The organism is Flavimaricola marinus (assembly GCF_900184895.1).
Classification (GTDB): domain Bacteria; phylum Pseudomonadota; class Alphaproteobacteria; order Rhodobacterales; family Rhodobacteraceae; genus Flavimaricola; species Flavimaricola marinus.
On the sequence record NZ_FXZK01000001.1, the window covers coordinates 279,379 to 299,647 of the forward strand.

Here is a 20,269-nt window from a genome sequence, read left to right on the forward strand (position 1 = left end):
ATACGGCCGCCGGAGGCAAAAAAGTCATTTGTAGCTCAACACCCGTCCCTTGGCGCTCACCACGAATTTGCGCACGTCCAGAAATCCCGGCGGGTTCAATTCGGCAAGGGCCTGATACGGACGCTCCGGCAGAATGATGCTGCGCTCCATCCGGGTGGCGCCGGTATCCGCGCCGCGGCCCGCAAAAGGGTCAAGCGCGAATATCTGGCGCTCCACCGATCCGAACCAGCCGGATTTCTGGCGCTCGGTGCGCTCCGACACCAGCTCCTCCTCGGTCCAGACCAGCGCCCAATCCTCGCCCTGCGGTGCCTTGGCATTGGTCAACACATCCCGGATCGGGCCGTGCTGACGGGTAAAGGCATGGGAATACATCGGGCCGATGTGAAACCGGCGCAGTCGAACCGGATGCAGATCATCGAAATCGGCGTCAAAGCCGGTGGCGATCGTCAACAGCTTCAGCCCACCAAGGGCCTGGGCCATCAGATGGGCCTGCACCTCCGGCCAGCGACGCTCGTCCTTGGGCAGACCGTATCTACCGCTGTCCTCGACCTCCATCAGATAGATGACCGGCAGGTTGACCTCGCTGTCATAGACCGCCCAGCGGATCAGGTAGCGGCGGCGCGGACCCTCGTCGCCCAGCCACAAGGCCTCGGGATCGTTGCGGGCCCAGAACAGCTGACCCTTGTTGAGCTCTTCGTAATAGAGGCGCTGGCTCAGGGCATATTGCAGCTTGGTGGGGATCTCACGCTCGCCGACGATGGTGCGGACCATCTCGTCCTTCAACTCGTCCTGACTGGGCATGGTGGAAAGGTGGCGACCGGCCTGCAAGGCGTCATTGGCCATTTCCATCAGTTCGGAAAAGACCGGAAACCCGCTCTCGACGCGATCGAAGGTCAGCTTGCCGGCATGGGCGAACCGGCCCGCGAAATGGTATTTGTGGGCAAGTGCGCGAAAGGTCAGGCTCAGGCCCACGAGGTATCGGGCCAGCCCCGCCACCTCATGCTTGTTCAGGCGGCCCTCGGCCTCCATCGTGGCGGCGACCCGGCCCAAATGGCCGGTGATCGCGTCGAACTTGCCGAAGTAGCGCCGGGTGACACGGGTGTCCTCCAGCTTGAAGTGGTCGAGAGTGGGTGCCTCAACCATCAGGCGCAGGATGCGCTTGGGCGCGCACCTCCCCCGATGTCAGCCCCGCGGACGATAGACCGGCAGTCAGCGTGACTCACTCGCCGGCTCCATAGAGGTTCTTGTCGTGCTTCTCGACGATCTTGGAGAACCGGCGCATGAAACGCTCGTCGGCCTTGGCCTTCTGCTCCAGCACCTCGCGGGCAAAGACCATATGATCCTCGTGGGCCTCCAGCATGTCGGCCATCCGGGCGTTTGTGGCGCTGCCGATCGCGGCCATCGCGGTCTGGGCCTCCTGGTCGGTCTTGACGCCAATCTCGTTGATGCGGTGGGCGACATCCTGCTGCTGCGCGGTCTTGAGCGACTTGGACAGGGCGTCATAGAGAACAACGCGTTGCTTGGTGTCTGTCTGCAATTTGTTGATCAGCACCATCTGGGTCGCGGCCTGGTTCTGCAGACTGTCGATCCAAGTCTTGCCCTTTTCGATATAGCGCTCGAGGGTCTGGCTCTTGGCCAGTTTGACCTGCTCGTCCTGCACCAGTTCGTTGTAACGGGTGTTCAGGGCAGCCAGTTCGGTCTCCAGCTGGGTGCGGGTCGCGGCATCCTGTTCGACGGCGATCTTGTTCTCCAGCGCGATGATCTTGGGGTCCATGCCCAACACCTCGGCGCGGACTTCCTCAAGTGCGGCGACGGTGGCTTCGCGCTCCTCCAAGGTGACGGTCAGGTTGCTCTCGACCTTGACCTTCTGCTCTTCGAGCATCTTCAATTGGCCGTCCAAGAGGCGCACGATCACGTCGGATTTTCCGATCAGATCCTGCAACTTGTCGTCGATGCTGGCCGCGCGCATCCGCTCTTCGCGCATGCTGTCGGCCTTGGCCGAAGAGAACATCCCAACAAAACTCTCCCAGCCGGTCTTCGAGCGCATCTCGTCGAAGTCTTTCGAGAACGCGGCGGTGACGTCGTCCAATCCCATGATGAGTTCGGCGATATTGGCGTTCATCAGGTCGGTGTGGGAATGCACGTCCTCAAGGGTGGCATTCTCGATATCGACGGAAATGTCCGTGCCCTCTGCCATCTTCTGACGGGCTACCTCGATACGGCTGGTCAATTCGGCGATCTTGGCCTGCGCCGTCTCTACCTGCGTCTGACTTTCACGAATCTGAGTGTCGAAATCGGCCATTTTAACCCCTCGGCTGAATAACTGTTGCCCGCAATATGCAGGATCATACTGCGAATTCACAGGTCTGGAAAACCTCTAAAAGCAGGGCTATTGGCCGGAACCAAGGCAGAACCGGGGCGAATTGGGAAAATCCCGGGACGGCGGGTCGGCAGCGCTGGACGAGGCCCGCGGCAATATGGGACAAGAAGACCAACGCCCCGCTGCAGGCAAATCGGAAAAAGGGCCCGATATGACAGAAAAACTGGTGTTTCTCAGCCATGCAGGCGTCGAGGCGGAAACCGCGCGACCAGCCCCGGATACGGTCATCTCGGGCGATCCGGAATTCACCACATGGAACGTCGAGGAACACGACGGGCTGTTTTGCGGCATCTGGCAGTCAACGCCGGGCAAATGGAAAATCAGCTACGATGAATGGGAATACTGCCGGATCCTGTCCGGGGTCTCCGTGCTCACCGATGCCGACGGCACCGCCCGGATCGTGCGGGGCGGCGACAGCTTCGTGATCCGGCCCGGGTTCGAGGGCACCTGGGAAGTTTTGGAAACGACGGTCAAGGACTACGTCGTCCGGCTCTGAGCCTCAGAGCCACGGGGCACACGGCAAAAAGGCGCGGCGACCGCGCCCCTTGCTCAGATTTCCGATGGCGGATCGTCCGACACCAAGGTCGGATCGACGGCGTCGAAATCCGGCGGCCGGTCCGCAGCGACGGCCGCGTCGCCATAGACGTCTTCGGGGTCGAGAATAACCGGCGGCATTTCGATACCGCGGCCGTGATATTCTGGATCGATGCGCAGGCTTTCCGCCTCGGTGCGGACATGCACGCGGGTTCCGATCGGCACACGCTCATACAGATCGATGATGTCCTGATTGAACATGCGGATGCAGCCAGCCGAGCCGGAATTGCCGATGCTCGTCAGATCGTTGGTGCCGTGAATACGGTAGTAGGTGTCGCGGCCGTTGCGATAGAGATAGAGCGCCCGACTGCCCAAGGGGCTGCGTAGCCCGCCGGGGATACCTTGACGGAACGGGCCGTACACCTCCGGCTCGCGGCGCAGCATGTTGGCGGTCGGGGTCCAGCCCGGCCACTTGCGCTTGAGCTGGATCGTGCCGTTGCCCGAGAATGCCAGACCGGCACGGCCAACACCCACCGGATAGCGGATCGCATCCTGAACGCCGCTCTCGGGGATGAAATACAACAGCTTGGCATAGGGATCGACGTCGATGACGCCGGGCGATTGCTCACCGACATAGATGCCTTCCATCCGGCGGTTCACGCCTTGGGTATACTGCTCGGGGATCGCAGGCAGAGTGTAGCCGCTGTCAAAGATCGGGCCATAGCCGGGAATATGGGGCACTTCGCTGGCGATGGTCAGGGTGCCGCTGCTATCGGGCACCTCCGGCGCACAGGCAGACACGGCCGTGCCCATCATCAAGGCGCCAAAGCTGCGCCGGGTCATCATGCGGGGGTCGTTCATGTCAATTGCCTATCGGTCGGGTTGCAAACCTAATACCAGCCTCGGCACAGAGTTCAATTCCCACCGGACAGCCAAGCGGGATAACGCCCGCGTGGGTGCAGACGCGCAACGCCCGGACACAGCCGCGCGGCGCCATTCTTTGCTCAGGGATTAATGACGAGGCAATATCTCGGCCAGCGCCGCGATCAGGGCCTCCCCCTCCTCCGGGGTGCCCACCGTGATACGCAGATAGCCGGCAATGCGGTCCTGCGGAAAATGACGGACCAACACACCGCGGGCGCGCAGCTCCGCCAAAAGCAGCTCGGCGGAGCAGTTCGGATGCGTGGTGAACACGAAATTGGCCTGCGACGGCAAGGTCTCAAAGCCCAGTTCAGCCAGCCTTGCGACCATCCGGGCCCGTTCCGCGATGATCTGGTCGCGGGTCTGCTCGAACCATTCCCTATCCGCCCAGGCGGCTTCCGCCCCGGCCAAGGCGAGGCGATCCAGCGGATAGGAATTGAAGCTGTCCTTGATGCGAAGCAACCCGTCGATCAGTTGCGGCTGCGCAATTGCAAATCCGACCCGCAAACCCGCCAGCCCGCGTGATTTGGAAAGGGTCTGCACGACCAGCAGGTTGTCATATCGGGGCACCAGCGCCGCAGCACTCTCCGCCCCGAAATCCACATAGGCTTCATCGACGAGCACCACGACATCCGGGTTCTGGCGCAACACCTGCTCGATCTGTTCGAGGCCCAGCGCGATGCCGGTCGGTGCATTGGGGTTGGCCACGACGACACCGGCGCCCGCCCCCACAAATGCAGGGACGTCCATTTCGAAGCGGGCATCAAGCGGGATCAGTTCGGGCTCCACCCCGTAGAGACGGCAATAGGTGCGATAAAAGCTATAGGTGATATCGGCAAACTGAAGCGCGCCCTTGCCTTGGAAAATGGCCGCGAAAGCATGGGCCAGGACCTCGTCCGACCCGTTGCCCACAAAGACGTGGTCCGGGCCAAGGCCATGGCTTTGGCCGATGGCGGTGCGCAGAGCCGTCGCCTGCGGATCAGGGTAGAGCCTCAACCGCGCGTCCGCCGCCGCACGAATTGCGTCGATCACCTTGGGCGACGGTCCGTAAGGATGCTCGTTTGTATTGAGCTTGATGAGGGACTGACCACGCGGCTGCTCCCCCGGTGTATAGGGTGTCAGGGTCTCGACAATCTCGCTCCAAAACCTGCTCACCTGCGGCACCTCCTGCGATCTGGCTCCGCTTTATCCAAGGCCGCCGAGCTTGGCCAGACGGCAAAGCGCCGCTCGGGTCAGGCGCCAAGACACCAGGACAATCGAGCACGAGTTCGGCAAGAGGCACGAAACCGCCGTCACCGGCCAACACCTTCAGGCTTCCGGCCGAAGTCGACAGGAAACACGTGTCCACCACAGGCGCTCACCCAGATCGAAACAGGCCGCATCACCGCCACGACACCAATCTCGCGAACTTCATCTTGGCCAGCAAACTCCGGGGGGAGTCTCCAAAGGAGACGGGGGGCAGCGCCCCCCCACGGCCTTCGGGCTCGGCGCTACTCAATCCCGTTGGCGCGCTGCAATTCGCGGACATAGGCAACGATCATCGCCACATCGGCGCGGGTCAGGCCCTCAACCGGAGCCATATTGCCAAAAGACCAGTGGTGCGACGGCACTCCAAGCGCCGCCGCCCGTTGGAATGCTTCATCCCCGTGATGATTCGGCTCATAGATGATGTGCACCAATGGCGGGGCGACACCGTCCCGACCGGCCGCATTCAGACCGTGGCAACTGGCACATTTCGCCTCAAATCCGGTCTTGCCGATCTGAGCATCGGCCGACAGTGTGTCGGGCAGGATGACATTGACCATCGGGCCACCGGCCCCGACATCAGGCTCGACGCGGTTGTCGCCGCTGGCAAAATAGACGCCAACAGCGACGACAAGCACCGCGGCAGCGGCCAAAATCAATCGGTTCATTGGTATTCCCTCCAGCAATATCCAAGCGTCCTAGGGGGTCCACCCGCTGGAAGGTCAAGCGCTAAACGACGTTGAAGCCGGGGCCGTAAGGATATTTGGTGATATCCTCGTTGCCGTCCTCGGTGATGATCAGAATGTCATGCTCGCGGTAGCCGCCGGCACCGGGCTGACCTTCGGGAATGGTCAACATCGGCTCCATCGAGATCACCATGCCGGGCTCCAGCACCGTGTCGATATCCTCTCGCAGTTCCAACCCGGCCTCGCGACCGTAGTAGTGGCTCAGCACGCCAAAGGAATGACCATAGCCGAAGGTGCGATATTGCAAGAGGTCGCGCTCGGCGAGGAAATCGTTGATCTTGGCGGTCACCTGCGCACAGGTCACACCGGGAACGAGCAGGCTCATGCCATATTCATGGGCGGCCACATTGGCCTCCCAGTTACGCAGGCTGGCATCATCCACCTCGCCCACGAACAGCGTGCGCTCCAGAGCGGTGTAATAACCCGAAATCATCGGGAATGTGTTGAGGCTCAGGATGTCGCCGGTCTGCAATGTGCGGGAAGTCACGGGGTTGTGGGCGCCGTCGGTGTTGATGCCGGACTGGAACCAGACCCACGTGTCGCGGTATTCAGCATCGGGAAAGCGGGAGGCGATCTCCAACTCCATCGCGTCGCGGCCGGCCATGGCCACGTCGATCTCTCGGGTGCCGGGGCGGATCGCCTCGCGGATGGCATAGCCGCCCACATCGGCCACGGCGGCACCGGCGCAGATCATTTCGATCTCGGCTGGGGATTTGTGCATGCGCTGCGCCATGGTGGCGGCGGCGAGGTCGATCATTCGGGCAGGCTGCAGCATCTCGCGCATCTGCATCCGGGCGGCGACGGTCAGGTGATCGGATTCGTAGCCCAAGATCTTGCCAAGACCGGTCACGCTCAGGATCGCGCGCCAGTAGTTGCCACGCTGCCAGTCGGTATAGGTGATGTTGTCACCATGACAGCGGCGCCACGGCTGGGCGGCATCGATGCCCGCGCTGATGGTCACACTCTGGGTCGGGGTCACGACCAGGGCGTAGGGGCGACCGAACGCGCAATAGAGAAAACCGGAGTAATAGGCGATGTTGTGCATCGAGGTGAAGACCGCCGCCTCGACGCCGGCGTCGGCCATAAGGCTGCGCAAACCGGCGAGGCGCGCGTCGTATTCCTCGGGCGCAAAAGGCAGCACGCGGTCGCCTTGGTGAAACCGGTAGTGCTGCGGGCGACCACCGGAGGGGGTGTTGATGGAGGATGTTGTCATCGGTCAGACCTTACAAAATGGGGGCGAGGGATGGCTGGCCCCGTGAAAGGTCCCGGCGTGCAGGACGAAAACGGCCCGAAGATCGGCGGACTATGGCGATCTTCGGTGGGCGACGCCATCGCCCCTTGGCCTGAGCGCACCTTACGCCGGCCACGTTGCACTTCAAGCGGCAATCGTGGAGAGTTTGACCGACGACAGAGGGGGCCAGCCCCCGCCTTCGGCTCCCCCGGAGTTTTCCTGCCAAGATGAAGGACGACCGATGCGCCCCGGCCCGATGAACCTGATCACGGATGTGCCCGGTATCCGGGTCGGCAATGCCAAGGATCGCAAGATCAAGACCGGCTGTACGGTTGTCCTGAGCGACGCGCCCATGACCGCGGGCTATCATGTGATGGGCGGTGCGCCCGGCACCCGCGAGACCGACCTTCTGGCCCCCGACAAATCGGTCGAGGCCGTCGACGCGCTCGTCCTGTCCGGCGGCTCGGGCTTTGGGCTGGATGCGGGATCGGGGGTTGCCGATGCGCTGGCCGCCGACGGGCGCGGCTTTCCGGTGGGGCCGGTCCGGGTGCCGATCGTGCCGGGCGCGATCCTGTTCGACCTGATCAATGGCGGTGACAAGGCGTGGGTCGACAATCCTTACAAGCGACTTGGCCGCGAAGCCTATGCGGCCGCCCGTGACTGGTTCGAGCTTGGCTCCGACGGGGCTGGCACCGGGGCCACCACCGCCAGCCTCAAAGGGGGTTTGGGGTCTGCGTCTATCGTGCTGCCGGGCGGCATCGTCGTCGGCGCCGTGGTGGCGGTCAACGCGCTTGGGTCTGCGACCGTGGGCGACGGCCCGCAGTTCTGGGCCGCCCCTTGGGAGCAGGGCGACGAGTTTGGCGGCCTCGGCGTGGCGACCGCCTACCCTGATGGCAGGCCCGCCACCAAGGGGCATGGCCAGAACACCACCATCGCCGTCGTGGCGACCAATGCCGCGCTCAGCAAGGCGCAATGCACCCGGCTGGCGATCGCCGCACATGACGGGATCGCGCGGGCGCTCGTGCCCAGCCACAGCCCGATGGACGGCGACCTGATCTTTGCCGCCTCGACCGGGGCGCTCCCCTGCGAGGATCTGCTCTGGCTCGGCCATGCGGCGGCGACATGTGTCGCCCGGGCTTCGGCGCGGGGGGTCTATCTGGCCGCCCCGGCGCCGGGCGACAGCCTGCCCACATGGAGCCAGCGGTTCGGCCGCTAGGGGCCAAGCACGGCGGTGGTCAACGGGCTGTCGGCCCGTTCCAATCCCGCGATCACGTCGAAATGGTGCCGGTCGGGCTCGATGACCAAGCGGCAGGACCAGCGATGGGCGAGCGCCTCGGCCTGCGCCAGAAACACCGGGCGCTCCGCCGCGCCGACCCAGACCGTGACATCGGCACCGGGCGCGGGCCGGCGCAGCGGGCTTTCGGTCAGGGCCATGATCGCGTCGATCCGCAGACGGGCATTCATCGAGGTGAACATGAGCGGGGCCAGATCCCCGACCGGAGAGATGGGCACGATCCGGCGCAGCCTGTCGCGCACCGCAAGGTCCACGTCGGCGCATCCGAGGCGGGCCACGAGATGGCCACCTGCCGAATGCCCTGTCAGATGGATCGGGCCGGGCACCGCACCGGCCGCCACCTCGACCGCGCGGGCGACCTGAGCCGTGATCTCGGGGATCGAAACGTCGGGGCAGAGATCATAACCCACGATCGCCACGGCCCAGCCCAAGGCAAACGGGCCGGCAGCCAGATGCGACCACATATCGGGATGACCCTCGATCCAATAGCCGCCGTGGACAAACACCAGCAGGCCCTTGGGGTTGGTCGGGCGAAACAGGTCGACCACCTGCCGCGGGCTCGGGCCATGGCTCAGACGCTCCGGCGGGTGGGCCAGCCGGAATGCGGCGGCGGCGGCCTCCCAGCGGGCCGGATAGGACGATCCATCGGGGATGAAGGCGGCGTTGGCATAGGCGGCGTCGGCGTGCATGGGCGTCCTTTCGACGGCGCGGGCGGAGTCGATGCGGCGCGTCTGTCCCAACCCTAGCCGACCATAGCGGGCATGACCAAACCCGAGCGACCATTTTACAAATCTGCCACGAAACCGTTGCACGGGCGTTACCACGATGCGGCATGTGCGGCCCATATTCACCTTGGGAAGGGACACCATGCCACTCACTCGCATCACGCTCACCAGCCTGCTGGCGCTGACAGCCTCCTTGGGCAGCGCCCAGGAAATGGCCTTCAACCGGATCGCCAGTTTTCCGGTCGCCAGCAATTCCGACGGGGCGGAGGAAACCTCCTCCGAGATCATCTCCGCCTCGGGCGACGGAATGGTGCTGGCCTATTCCGACAGCCCTCTGGGCGTGGTCGGTTTCGTCGACATCAGTGATGCGGCCGATCCGCAGCCGTTGGGAACCATCGCCGTGGGCGGAGAGCCAACCGCCGTGTCTATCCTTGGAAACACCGCTTTTGTCGGGGTCAATACCTCGGCCAGCTACACAGAGCCTTCAGGCAAGCTCGAAGTCTACGATATTGAAACGATGTCCGAGGTCGCCTCCTGCGATCTGGGCGGCCAGCCGGATTCGACCGCCATCGCCCCCGACGGGTCGTTCATCGCCGTGGCGATCGAGAACGAGCGCGACGAGGATCTGGGCGACGGCCGGGTCGGGCAACTGCCCGGCGGCTACGTCGCGCTCATCGGGATCGACGACGGGATGCTCGACTGCGGCGGCCTGATCCGGGCGAACGTGAGCGGGCTGGCCGAAATCGCGCCCGACGACCCCGAGCCGGAATTCGTCGACATCAACAGCCTCGGCGAAACGGTGGTGACGATGCAGGAAAACAACCACATCGTGGTTCTGAACCGGGACGGCTCGGTCGCCTCGCACTTCTCCGCCGGGTCGGTCGACCTCACCGGGATCGACGGCACCGACGAACAAGCCGCCCTGATCTTTGACGAGGCACAGCCGGGCCGCCTGCGCGAACCGGACGGGGTGCAGTGGATCGACGACATGCACATCGCCATCGCCAACGAAGGCGACATGGACGGCGGGTCGCGCGGCTGGACGATCCTGTCCGAGAGCGGTGAACTCGTCTACGAAAGCGGGGCCGATTTCGAACATGCCATCGTGCAGATCGGGCACTACCCCGACAGGCGGTCCGATGCCAAAGGGGTCGAACCCGAAGGCATGGAATTCGCCATATTCGGCGAAACGCCATTCGTGTTTCTGCTGGCCGAGCGGGCCTCGGTCGTCGGCGTCTACGACGTCACCGATCCGGCCGCACCCGTGCTGACGCAGCTGCTGCCCTCCGGCATCGCACCCGAAGGGGCCATCGCGATCCCCGGGCGCAACCTCTTTGTCACGGCAAACGAGGCAGACCTTGGCGAAGACGGCGCGGCGCGCAGCCACGTGATGATCTACGAATTCGCGGAAGGCACGGCGAGCTACCCGCAGATCACCTCCGAAGGGGCTGACGACCTGATCGGCTGGGCGGCTCTGTCCGGCCTCGCGGCCGACCTCGACAATCCGGGCACGCTCTACGCCGTCAACGACAGCTTCTTTGGCTACCAGCCGACGATCTTCACCATCGACGCCAGCCAGACACCAGCGCGGATCACCGACGCGACGGTCGTGACACGGGGCGGCCGGCCCGCTCAAAAGCTGGACATGGAAGGCCTCGCTCTCGACGGCGACGGCGGCTTCTGGATCGCCTCCGAAGGGCGGACCGACAGGATGATCCCGCACGGCATCTATCACGTCGGCAGCGACGGCGAGATCGACGCCGAGATCCCCTTCCCGGCCGAGCTTCTGGCGGTCGAACAGCGGTTCGGGGCCGAAGGGATCACGCTGATCGGCAACACCCTCTGGATCGCTCTCCAGCGGGAATGGGCGGACGACGCCGACAACACGGCCAAGCTCGTCGCCTACAACCTAGACACCGAGGAATGGGGCGCGGTCAGCTATCCCAAGACTGAGCCCGCCACTGGCTGGGTCGGGCTCTCCGAGATCACGGCGCACGGCGACTACGTCTATCTGATCGAGCGCGACAATCAGATCGGCGGCAATGCCGTGACCAAGCAGATCACCCGCGTCGCGCTGTCCGAAATGGTGCCGGCACCGTTGGGAGGCGATCTGCCGGTCGTCAGCCCCGAGGTGGTGCGCGACCTGATGGGCGATCTGGCCTCCACCGGCGGCTATGTCGTCGACAAGGTCGAAGGTCTGGCCATCGAAGCTGACGGCACGGCTTGGGTCGTCACCGACAACGACGGCGTCGATGACAGCTCGGGCGAGACGCTGTTCTGGAGTTTTGCGGTAGAGTGACCCAATGGTTCAGGGTCGGAAACGGGGGCCTTCGGGTCCCCGTTTTTGTTTTAGGTGGTGCGCTGCACATCAAACGCTGATCCGGCGCACGCTGCCAATCGGCACGGTCTCGCCGGACCTGCGCGATTCAATCGCCGCAAAGGCCATGGCAAGGCTGGCAAGGTTCTCGCGCGCGCCATTGGCAGGCTCGGCATCGGCCTCGATGGCCACCAAAAGCGCACCCATCGCGCCCGCAAAGCCATCGTTGAACCACTGGCCCTCAAGGACAGGTCGCGCCCTGCCCTCGGCGGTGGTCAGCGTCACGCTCTGGACGCCCAGATCGGGGCCGTCGCTGCAAAGGCTGCCCTTCGTGCCCGCGATATAGGTGGTGTTGCGGGGGCCATGCGGGGCGGCACCGTCAAAGACGAGCGAAGCCTGCCCGCCCTCCATCCGGATCAACGCCTGCGCCATCAGCGGCACCTTGGCGGCTTGGCCTCTCGCGGTGCTGGCCGTGGCAAAGACCGCCTCGGCACGGTCGCCCACGATGCTGGACACAAAGTCGAACCAGTGGATGCCGAAATCATAGAGGATCAGGTCCTCGATCCGCTCGAACGGGGTGCCCGCGATCCAACCGTGATCCCAATGGATGCTGGCATGGCACGAGATCACTTCCCCGATCAGCCCTGCCTGAACCGCCGCACGCATCCACGCCATGTGAGGGGCCCAGCGGCCATTCTGGTTGACCGCCAGCTTGACGCCATTCGCCTCGGCCAAATCGACCAGACGGGCGCCCTCGTCCAGATCCAGCACAAACGGCTTTTGCGACAGCACATGCTTGCCCGCCCGCAACGCCGCCTCCATCAGCGCAAAGCGATCCGCCGGATGCGGCGTGATGTCGACCACGTCGATCGAGCCATCGGCAAAGATGTTCGCCGGATTATCGGTGACCCATGCGTCCGGATAGAACTGCGCCGACAGGGCCTCCGCCTTGGCGCGGGTGCGGTTGCAAATGGCGGCCACCTCCCAGCCCGCCGCGCGATAGGCCTCCAGATGGCTCGGCGCGATTCCCCCTGCCCCTATGAGGCCGATGCGCGGGCGATAGTCGCGCGGCATCGGCGGGCGATACGGCAGATCGGGGGCGGCGATGTCCGGCACCTCGGCGGCGGTCAGCGCATAGGTATCGCTATCCGGCGCCTCGGTCATGGGATCAACGGCAGAGTGCGCTTTTCAGCGGCGGATTTGGCGGCGGTATCGACGATCCGCTGCCCGATCAGGCTGATGGCCGGGTCGAGCGGGCCGGTGACGGCCTCGCCGCGGTCAAGACAGCCCAGCACATATTCGATCGCATTGCGACGGCCCTCTGGCAGCGGATCGGCAGGCACCGGGGTCGGCTCCGGGCGGGCGCGGGTCTGCACGGTGACATGGCTGGCATAGTCCGGGCTGGCGATGGTCCCGTCGGTGCCGACAAAGGTGAACCCGCAGGTCGGCTGCGGCCGGATCGTCCACGGATCGGTGAAGGTGCCCCACCGGGTCTCCATCCGGGAAAGGCCACGCGGATAGCGGCAAACGGTAATGGAATGCTGGTCGACCTCGATCCCCGGGGTCTCGTCGATCACCGACGTCACCTCCAGCGGGGCGACGCCGTTCATGTACCACGTGCCCAGGGTCGCCCCATAGCCGAGGTAATCCAGCAGACTACCGCCGCCCGACGCCTTCTTGTACCACCAACTGTCGGGCTTCTGACGCTCGACTTCTTCGGGGGTCACCTCGACCTTGTCGGCAAGGTGATAGAGCGGGCCGCGATTGCCGTCATAGAAATGAACCTCCAACAGCTCGCCAATCACACCCTCGTCGATCAGACGCTTGGCGGTCACATGGCTCTCGACCCATGTCAGCGGCCAATTCACCGCCAAGGTCTTGCCGGCCTGCTCCATGGCATCGATCATCCGGCGGGCATCCGCGACGGTCCCGGCAAAGGGCTTCTCGACAAACACATTCGTGCCATACGACGCCAGCCGCTCGGTATAATCCGCATGGTCGGCAGTGGCAGCGCACAGGATCGCCAGATCCGGCCCCGTCGCCATACAGGCATCGAAATCGGTAAAGACCCGCTCTGGCGGGATCGCGAAATTGGCGATGGCATCGGTCATCCGGGCCGGATCGGGATCAAAGATACCGGTGATCTCCGCATCCGGATGATCGTGAACCAGACGGAGCAGATCGCCTATATGCATATGGTCGAAACTGATGCCCGCGATGCGAAACTTGGCCATGAAATCCTCCCTAGCGGCTTTGCTCGGTGAGCCGGATATAGATCGTCGTGACGGTCAGAATAATCAGGCCAAACAGGATGCGACGGGCACCTTCCGGCATCTGGAGCAGGGTCAGAAGCGTGCCGAGCACGGTCAGGATCAACGCGCCCAGAATGGTGCCGCCATAGCCGCCGCGGCCGCCAAAGATCGAGGTGCCGCCGATCACCGCCGCCGCGACCGAGGGAAGCAGCAGAGGGTTCACGAGGCTCAGGCTCGGTGCCTTGATGAGGCCGACATACAAAAGGCCAGTAACCCCCGCGATCAGGCCCGACAGGGCATAAAGCGCCAGAAACACCTGCCACGGACGCACGCCCGAAATCCGCGAGGCGGTCTCGTTCGAGCCCAGCGCATAGAGCAACCGGCCAAAGCCCGTCCGGCGTTGCGCCCAGATGATCAGCACCGCCATCGGCACAAACAATAGCAGGGAATTGGGCAACCCCCACGTCCGGCCCGTGCCCAGCCACGCAAGGCCGTCCGGCACCACAGAGCCACTGGCAATGACAAAGCGCTGATAGACCTGCAAACAGCCCGTGGCGATCAGCCCGGTGCCAAGGGTCATGATCAGCGGATGCACCCGACAGACGGCGACGCCAAAGCCGTTGACCAGCCCCATCAGGATCGCAGGCAAAAGCCCGATACAAATCGCCAGGGGCACGCCCACAATCGGCACTTGGGTGGCCATGACAAAGGCGCTGATGGTGGCGGCCACCGCGGCCGACAAATCAATCCCGCCAGTGAGCATCGTCATGGTCTGACAGGCGGCCAGCATGGCCAGCGGAATGGCAAACTTGATCGTGTTACCGATCCAGCGCTCGTTGACGATGCCCGGGCGCATGAACTCCAACACGCCCACGAGCAGCAGCAACAAGACCACCAAGGGGATCAACGGATTGTCGGCCACGAAGCGGCCCACACGTTTCAGAGTCAGCGGCTCGCGCACTTGGGTCTCGGCTGTCATTTCTGCCTCCCGCGATAGGCGATCACGCCGCCGAACATCACCACTACGACCATGATCGTGCCCTCCACGATGGTCGTCACGTTGGGGTCCACCGACATCAGGGTCAGGTCCATCCGGACAAGGCGCAGGATGATCACCGCGATGATCGGGCCCAATATCGCGCCCTTGCCGCCGCCCAGAACGACCCCGCCCAAGACCACCGCCGAGACCGAGGCCATGAGGTAAGGTCCGGGAATCGGCTCTCCGTTGCCGGTGCTCAGGGTCAGGGTCAACCCGCCCAGCGCCGCGAACAGGCCGCAAACCGCATAGGCCGCGATGCGGGTCCGGCCCACCGCCACGCCTGAACGATAGGCGGCCAACTCGTCGCTGCCGATGGCATAGATCGACAGACCCAGCTTGGAGCGTTTGAGCGGCACCCAGATCAACGCCACGCAGACCACCAGAAAGACAAAGCTCTTCGGCAGCCAAGGCACTAGAAACGGGCCCACGATCAACTGGCGCAGCCACGGGGTCGCGGCGCCTCCGGGGGCGTTCAGAATGAGCAGGGCCACGCCCTCCCAGACATAGAGCATCGCCAATGTGACCACGATGTCCGGCACCCGGGTCAGCACGATCAGCGCCCCGTTGATCGCGCCCATGGCAAGGCCGATCAGCAAGACGACGATCACGGCCACCACCGTCATCCCGTCCCCCGCCCCGTCCATCAAGACCGCAGCGGTGACACCCGCCACCGCCATCATCGAGGCAACCGACAGGTCGATCCCGCCCGCGATCACCACGACAGCCATCGCGGCCGTGGCAAAGGCAAAGGGCAACGTAGCGCGGGACAGGCTATCAAGACCGCTCGCGCCAAACTCCGGCTGGATCATCCGGGTCAGGATGAACAGCAGCACGAGGATCGACAGCAACCCCGCCGTCCAGCCGTGCTTCGTGATCAGGCGGCTCATGCGGGCTCCCCTTCGGCGCGAGTCAGCCCGTAGGCGGCGCGCATCAGCGTCGGCTCGTCGGCATCCGCAGCCTCGATCACATCGACGACCTTGCCGTTGAAGATCACCACCGCACGATCACAGGCCGCTGGCACTTCGGCCAGCTCCGACGTGTAATACAGCACCGACGCGCCCTGTGCCGCCAACTCGCGGACCAGCAGGTAAATCTGGCGCTTGGTGCGCACGTCGATGCCGCGGGTCGGGTCAAACAACAGCAGCGTATCCACCCCCGCCGCGATCCAGCGGCCGATGGTCACCTTCTGCTGATTGCCGCCCGACAGTCGCTGCACCTCGCCCATCGCGCGGGTGTCGATCTGCAGGCGGTCGATTGCGGCAGCCACCTTGTCAGCCTCCGCCTTCATGCGAATGGCACCCCATTTCGAGATGCGGGCCAATTGCGGCAAGGCAATGTTCTCATGCACCGAGCGGGACATCAGCAGCCCGTCGGCCCGGTCGCCCGGCACATAGGTCAGACCCGCAGCGATGGCGTCGGCGGGGTGGGAAAAGCTCACCGGCACGTCGTCAATCGCGATCTGGCCCGCGGTCGGCTTGATCATCCCGGCCAGCGCCTCGAACAACTCGTCCTGGCCCTGGCCTTCCAAGGCGACAACGCCCAGAACCTCTCCGCGATGCAGATCGAGCGAGACGTCCTCCAGCTTTGATCCAGCGGCCAGATGGCGAACCCGCACATGGGCCTCGCCCTTGCCGCCGTGGCCAGTGGCGGCATCGCGAGTCGGCGCCTTGTCGAGCACCGTGCCCAGCATCAACTCGACCACCTGCTCCTCGACACCGGGGGCAATCGGCAGATCACCCACGGTCTCGCCGTCGCGCAGCACCGTGGCGCGGTCGCAAATCTGCGCGATCTCGGCAAAGCGGTGGGAGATATAGATCACCGACTGGCCCTTGTCGGCCTGCGCCCGCACGGTCCTCAACACCTTGTCCACCAGATCGGTCGGCAAAGCGGCGGTCATCTCGTCGAGCAGCAGAACATCGGGCTTCGCCGCCAGGGCACGGGCAAGATCGAGAATGCGCAAGGTGGCCAGCGGCAGCGCACCGATCATATCGTCGAGCCGGAGGCCCTCGATGCCAAGCTCGGCCACCCAGTGCCGGAAATCGTCAACCGGGGTATCGGCAAGGCGCAGGTTGTCGGCCACGCTCAGATCCGGGATCAGCGACGGCTCTTGATACACAGGCAACAGGCCAGAGCGGCGGGCCTCGGCGGGCGAGCCGACGCGGCGCTCTTCGCCCTTGATACGGACATGGCCGGTGTCGGGGCGCAACGCCCCGGTCAACACTTTGACGAACGTGGATTTTCCGGCACCGTTTGCGCCCATCAGAGCGACGATCTGGCCCTTCTGAATGGTCAGCGACGCATCGCGCAGCGCGACGACCGCGCCGAATTTCTTCGAAACGCCCTGCGCATCCAGCAGCGACGTCTGTGGCTCGTGTTCAGTCATGCCTGCCCTTGGGTTGGAGGATGGGCCCCGCTGAAACGCGGGGCCCAAACAGTGTTACTCGCCGGGGCCTTTGCAGGCGATGATCTCGTCCATCGAATAGGTGGTCCAGCCGGGGATCATCACCGACACGGGCCACTCGGGGTCGAGGTTGGGGTTTTGGGCGGCCTCGATCAGGGCCATGCCCTCCGGGTCGTTGTTGGCCCAGATCGACGGATCGACGAGCACGGTGTTGCTCTCGGGCACATCGCCGCCAAGGATCTGCAACGCCAGCGTCACGCCCGCACCGCCGATCGAACCGGGGTTGGTCACCGCAGCCCCGGTAAAGCCCTCGACAGTGGCCAACTGGCCGACGAAACCGGCATTGTCCGCGCCGACAATCGGCACCAAGGGCACATCGGATTCGATGAACGCATCGACGATCACGTTGTCGATGCCGCTGGTCCAGACACCGTCGACGGGCAGACCCGTGGACAGGTAATCGAGGATCTGCTGCTTGCCTTGGTCCTGCTGCCAGCCGGTAAACACCTCGTGGACAACGTCGATATCCGGGAACTCGGCCAGCGCACGCTGGAAGCCCGTGTCACGGTCATTGTCGGCGCCGGCACCGGCCGCGCCGCGCATATAGACCACGCTGCCCTCGCCGCCCAGCTCTTCGAACAGCCACTTGGCACCCAGATAGGCATACTCTTCCTGGTTGTTGGACAGGATATAGGCGCCCTCGGCAGTCACCGCCTGATCGACAGCGACCACGACGATGCCTGCCGCAATCGCCTCTTCTATGGCGGAATTCACGCCTTCGGAGTTCGATGGGTTGAGCACGATGGCGTCGACACCGGCCTGAATGAGGTTGCGAATGTCCTCGAGCTGGCCCGCGGCGTCGGTGTTGCGGTGCGCGATATTGAGGCTCGCCACATCGCCGGACACCAGCGCCTGCGCCTTCATCGCGCAGACCATCTCCTCGCGCCAGCCATTGCCCTGCACGGTGTTGGAAATGCCGATCGTATAGCTCGCATGGCCACCGGAAAAGGCCGCTCCGGCAAAGCCGGTCGCCAGAATTGCCGCCGCAGCGGCAGAGGTCATGTAACGTTTCATTGGTCGTCCTCCCATTGGTTGTCGTCTCAGGTATCCGGCCCTACTTGATGTACGGGCTCAGAATATCGCGGGCGAGGCAAAAGCCCCGTTTGATCTTCTCGTCGGTCCCCTCGAAATCGCGGTCTTCGTGTTCGATGATCACCGGGCCATCATAGCCGATGCGATAGAGTTGCGAGAAGAAATCGCCCCAGTCCACATCGCCAAGGCCGCAAAGGCGCGGGATCTGCCAGCCCATGCCCGCCGACAGGATACCGCGCTCATAGAGCCCGTCCCGGTCGATCATCAGATCCTTGGCATGGACATGCGCGAAATGGGCCCCGAACTCGCGAATAAAGCGACCCTGATCAATCATCTGAAAGACCAGATGCGAGGGGTCGAAATTCATGCCAACCCCGTCCCACGTCTCCAGAATGCGACGCCAGATCATCGGGCTGTAGGCGATGTTGTGGCCCCCCGGCCATTCGTCGTTGGAAAAGATCATCGGGCAGTTCTCGAAGGCGAGCGTCACCCCGCTGTCGCGCGCATGGGCCACGATTTCCGGGAAAGTCTGCTCGGCCCGCGCCCAGTTGTCGTCGACGGTCAGGGTGCGGTCGCCGCCGACGAACGTGTTGACCACGGGCACCCCCATGACACCCGCCGCCGTGATCACCTTCTTGAGATGGCCGATCACCTCGGCGCGGTGGTCGGCATCGGCATGAAGCGGGTTGGGATAATAGCCCAGCCCCGAAATCTCGACGCCCAGATCGGCCAGAGCGCCTTTGATCTCGCTGCCCTGATCCTTGGTCAACCCGTCCACATTGATATGGCTGGTGCCCGCATAACGGCGCGCCTCGCCACCAGAGGCGGGCCAGCAGGCCACCTCAAGGGCGGACATGCCATTGTCGGCGGTCCAGCGGGCCACGTCGATCAGATCGGTGTCCTCGAATGGGGCAGTCAAAAGACCCAGTTTCATCGCATCTCTCCCTCACACATCGGCCCATGTGCCGGACTTGGCGCTCGCCAAGACCGCATCGCACACGCGCATCTCGTAATCGCCATCGGCAAAGCTGGCATAGGTCGCGCCGTCGGACCGGGCGCCCAGCGCCGCATCGGCATAGACCTGTGAAAACAGGGCGTGGAACGTGTCGGCAAAGCCCTCCACGTGTCCGCCGGGCAGCATGGCGGCAGCACCGCCCAATCCGTTCATGAGCGTCCCGTCGCGCTGCAAGATCTGGTTCGGCGCATCACGGTGGCCGATAAACATATGATCCGGCGTTTCGCTGTCCCACGCGGCAGAGGCGTCCGCCCCGGCAATATCCCATTGCAGCGAATTCTTGCGGCCGACGTTGATCTGACTTGTCGACATGACGCCCTTTGCTCCGCCCGCAAAGCGGAGCATGATCATCGCCGCATCGTCGGTCTGGATCTGGCGTGCCTCGGTCTCCCCTGTGGCTTGCGAAAAGGTCGCGACAGGGCCGACGGGCTTCTGACGCTCGGGGATGAACGTCGTCAGATCGGCCAGAACCGAGACGACCTTCTGTCCGGTGATAAAGCTGGTCAGGTCGATCCAATGGGTGCCGATATCGCCCACCGAGCGCAATTCGCCGCCCGCATCGGTCTCCAACCGCCAGTTCCAATCGGTGGGCTTGGCCAGCCAGTCCTGATGGTAATGGCCGGTGACAAAGCGGATATCGCCAAGCTCGCCCGCCGCGACCATGCCCCTTGCGTGCTGGTTCAGTGGATAGAAACGGACGTTGTAACAGACGGCACACACTCGCCCACTGGCCTCGGCCAGCGCGGTCATTTCGGCCGACTGCTGCGAGGTCATCGCCAGCGGCTTTTCACAGATCACATGCTTTCCGGCGGCAAGGATCGCCTTGACCTGCGGATAATGCAGATGGTTGGGCGAGGTGACATGCACCACATCCACCGACGGATCGGCCAACAGCGCCTCCAGCGACGGATAGGCTTGCGAGACACCCATCGCAGCCGCACCCTCGGCCCCGCGCTCGGGGCTGGAGCCAAGCACCCCGCGAACCTGCACGCCCAAGCGACGCAGCGCCCAAGTGTGGACGGATCCGATAAAGCCCGTGCCAATGACGGCGGCGCCCATGCTACTGAAATTGGTCAT

At 64.2% G+C, this 20,269-nt stretch carries 18 protein-coding genes; 3 read left to right on the forward strand and 15 right to left on the reverse strand.

Annotation, left to right across the window (positions count from 1 at the left end):
- Positions 1 to 24: 24 nt before the first annotated feature.
- Together LOM8899_RS01390 and LOM8899_RS01395 are read right to left on the reverse strand one after the other, a co-directional pair.
- Positions 25 to 1,143: a hypothetical protein gene (locus LOM8899_RS01390; RefSeq protein WP_093990369.1), complete on the reverse strand. Its 1,119-nt coding sequence runs from the start codon at positions 1,141 to 1,143 to the stop codon at positions 25 to 27.
- A 76-nt stretch (positions 1,144 to 1,219) separates the two neighbouring features.
- On the reverse strand, positions 1,220 to 2,302 hold the full coding sequence (locus LOM8899_RS01395; RefSeq protein WP_093990370.1) for a hypothetical protein: 1,083 nt from the start codon (positions 2,300 to 2,302) through the stop codon (positions 1,220 to 1,222).
- Positions 2,303 to 2,531: 229 nt separating this feature from the next.
- Here LOM8899_RS01395 and LOM8899_RS01400 point away from each other — a divergent pair, with 229 nt between their 5' ends.
- A complete protein-coding gene (locus LOM8899_RS01400; RefSeq protein WP_093991354.1) occupies positions 2,532 to 2,876 on the forward strand; it encodes a cupin domain-containing protein in 345 nt (114 codons plus the stop codon).
- A 53-nt stretch (positions 2,877 to 2,929) separates the two neighbouring features.
- Here LOM8899_RS01400 and LOM8899_RS01405 read toward each other — a convergent pair whose 3' ends face one another.
- The 4 genes from LOM8899_RS01405 to LOM8899_RS01420 all read right to left on the reverse strand — a co-directional run bounded on the left by LOM8899_RS01405 (position 2,930) and on the right by LOM8899_RS01420 (position 7,039).
- Entirely contained in the window at positions 2,930 to 3,775 is an 846-nt protein-coding gene (locus LOM8899_RS01405) for a L,D-transpeptidase (RefSeq protein WP_093990371.1), read from the reverse strand.
- 150 nt (positions 3,776 to 3,925) lie between these two features.
- Positions 3,926 to 4,990 (reverse strand): histidinol-phosphate transaminase, encoded by a 1,065-nt coding sequence (gene hisC, locus LOM8899_RS01410; protein ID WP_093991355.1) that lies wholly within the window; start codon positions 4,988 to 4,990, stop codon positions 3,926 to 3,928.
- Positions 4,991 to 5,325: 335 nt separating this feature from the next.
- The gene (locus LOM8899_RS01415) at positions 5,326 to 5,748 is read right to left on the reverse strand and encodes a c-type cytochrome (RefSeq protein WP_093990372.1); all 423 of its coding nucleotides are present in this window, start codon (positions 5,746 to 5,748) and stop codon (positions 5,326 to 5,328) included.
- Positions 5,749 to 5,809: 61 nt separating this feature from the next.
- A complete protein-coding gene (locus LOM8899_RS01420; protein WP_093990373.1) occupies positions 5,810 to 7,039 on the reverse strand; it encodes an aminopeptidase P family protein in 1,230 nt (409 codons plus the stop codon).
- Between the two features lie 259 nt (positions 7,040 to 7,298).
- Here LOM8899_RS01420 and LOM8899_RS01425 point away from each other — a divergent pair, with 259 nt between their 5' ends.
- Positions 7,299 to 8,273: a P1 family peptidase gene (locus tag LOM8899_RS01425; protein WP_093990374.1), complete on the forward strand. Its 975-nt coding sequence runs from the start codon at positions 7,299 to 7,301 to the stop codon at positions 8,271 to 8,273.
- Here the strand turns inward: LOM8899_RS01425 and LOM8899_RS01430 are convergent.
- Positions 8,270 to 9,040, reverse strand: a complete 771-nt coding sequence (locus LOM8899_RS01430; RefSeq protein WP_093991356.1) for a hormone-sensitive lipase — start codon at positions 9,038 to 9,040, stop codon at positions 8,270 to 8,272. The two genes, LOM8899_RS01425 and LOM8899_RS01430, sit on opposite strands and share 4 nt — an antisense overlap.
- Before the next feature lie 178 nt (positions 9,041 to 9,218).
- Between LOM8899_RS01430 and LOM8899_RS01435 the strand changes: the two genes are divergently transcribed.
- Entirely contained in the window at positions 9,219 to 11,375 is a 2,157-nt protein-coding gene (locus LOM8899_RS01435) for an esterase-like activity of phytase family protein (protein WP_093990375.1), read from the forward strand.
- A 69-nt stretch (positions 11,376 to 11,444) separates the two neighbouring features.
- Here LOM8899_RS01435 and LOM8899_RS01440 read toward each other — a convergent pair whose 3' ends face one another.
- The 8 genes from LOM8899_RS01440 to LOM8899_RS01475 are packed head-to-tail and all read right to left on the reverse strand — an operon-like array spanning position 11,445 to position 20,269.
- Complete coding sequence (locus tag LOM8899_RS01440; RefSeq protein WP_093990376.1) at positions 11,445 to 12,557, reverse strand: Gfo/Idh/MocA family protein; 1,113 nt, start codon at positions 12,555 to 12,557, stop codon at positions 11,445 to 11,447.
- Positions 12,554 to 13,627: a Gfo/Idh/MocA family protein gene (locus tag LOM8899_RS01445; protein WP_093990377.1), complete on the reverse strand. Its 1,074-nt coding sequence runs from the start codon at positions 13,625 to 13,627 to the stop codon at positions 12,554 to 12,556. Before LOM8899_RS01445 ends, LOM8899_RS01440 begins: the two co-directional genes overlap by 4 nt.
- Positions 13,628 to 13,637: 10 nt before the next feature.
- Positions 13,638 to 14,624: an ABC transporter permease gene (locus tag LOM8899_RS01450; RefSeq protein WP_093990378.1), complete on the reverse strand. Its 987-nt coding sequence runs from the start codon at positions 14,622 to 14,624 to the stop codon at positions 13,638 to 13,640.
- Positions 14,621 to 15,571 (reverse strand): ABC transporter permease, encoded by a 951-nt coding sequence (locus LOM8899_RS01455; protein WP_093990379.1) that lies wholly within the window; start codon positions 15,569 to 15,571, stop codon positions 14,621 to 14,623. Before LOM8899_RS01455 ends, LOM8899_RS01450 begins: the two co-directional genes overlap by 4 nt.
- Positions 15,568 to 17,067 carry a sugar ABC transporter ATP-binding protein gene (locus tag LOM8899_RS01460; protein WP_093990380.1) on the reverse strand — a complete coding sequence of 500 codons (1,500 nt, stop codon included), beginning with the start codon at positions 17,065 to 17,067 and terminating at the stop codon, positions 15,568 to 15,570. Before LOM8899_RS01460 ends, LOM8899_RS01455 begins: the two co-directional genes overlap by 4 nt.
- 54 nt (positions 17,068 to 17,121) lie before the next feature.
- Positions 17,122 to 18,159, reverse strand: a complete 1,038-nt coding sequence (locus LOM8899_RS01465; RefSeq protein WP_211096153.1) for an ABC transporter substrate-binding protein — start codon at positions 18,157 to 18,159, stop codon at positions 17,122 to 17,124.
- A gap of 40 nt (positions 18,160 to 18,199) precedes the next feature.
- Positions 18,200 to 19,111: a sugar phosphate isomerase/epimerase family protein gene (locus LOM8899_RS01470; protein ID WP_093990382.1), complete on the reverse strand. Its 912-nt coding sequence runs from the start codon at positions 19,109 to 19,111 to the stop codon at positions 18,200 to 18,202.
- A gap of 12 nt (positions 19,112 to 19,123) precedes the next feature.
- Positions 19,124 to 20,269, reverse strand: coding sequence for a Gfo/Idh/MocA family protein (locus LOM8899_RS01475; protein WP_093990383.1), 1,146 nt, complete (start codon positions 20,267 to 20,269; stop codon positions 19,124 to 19,126).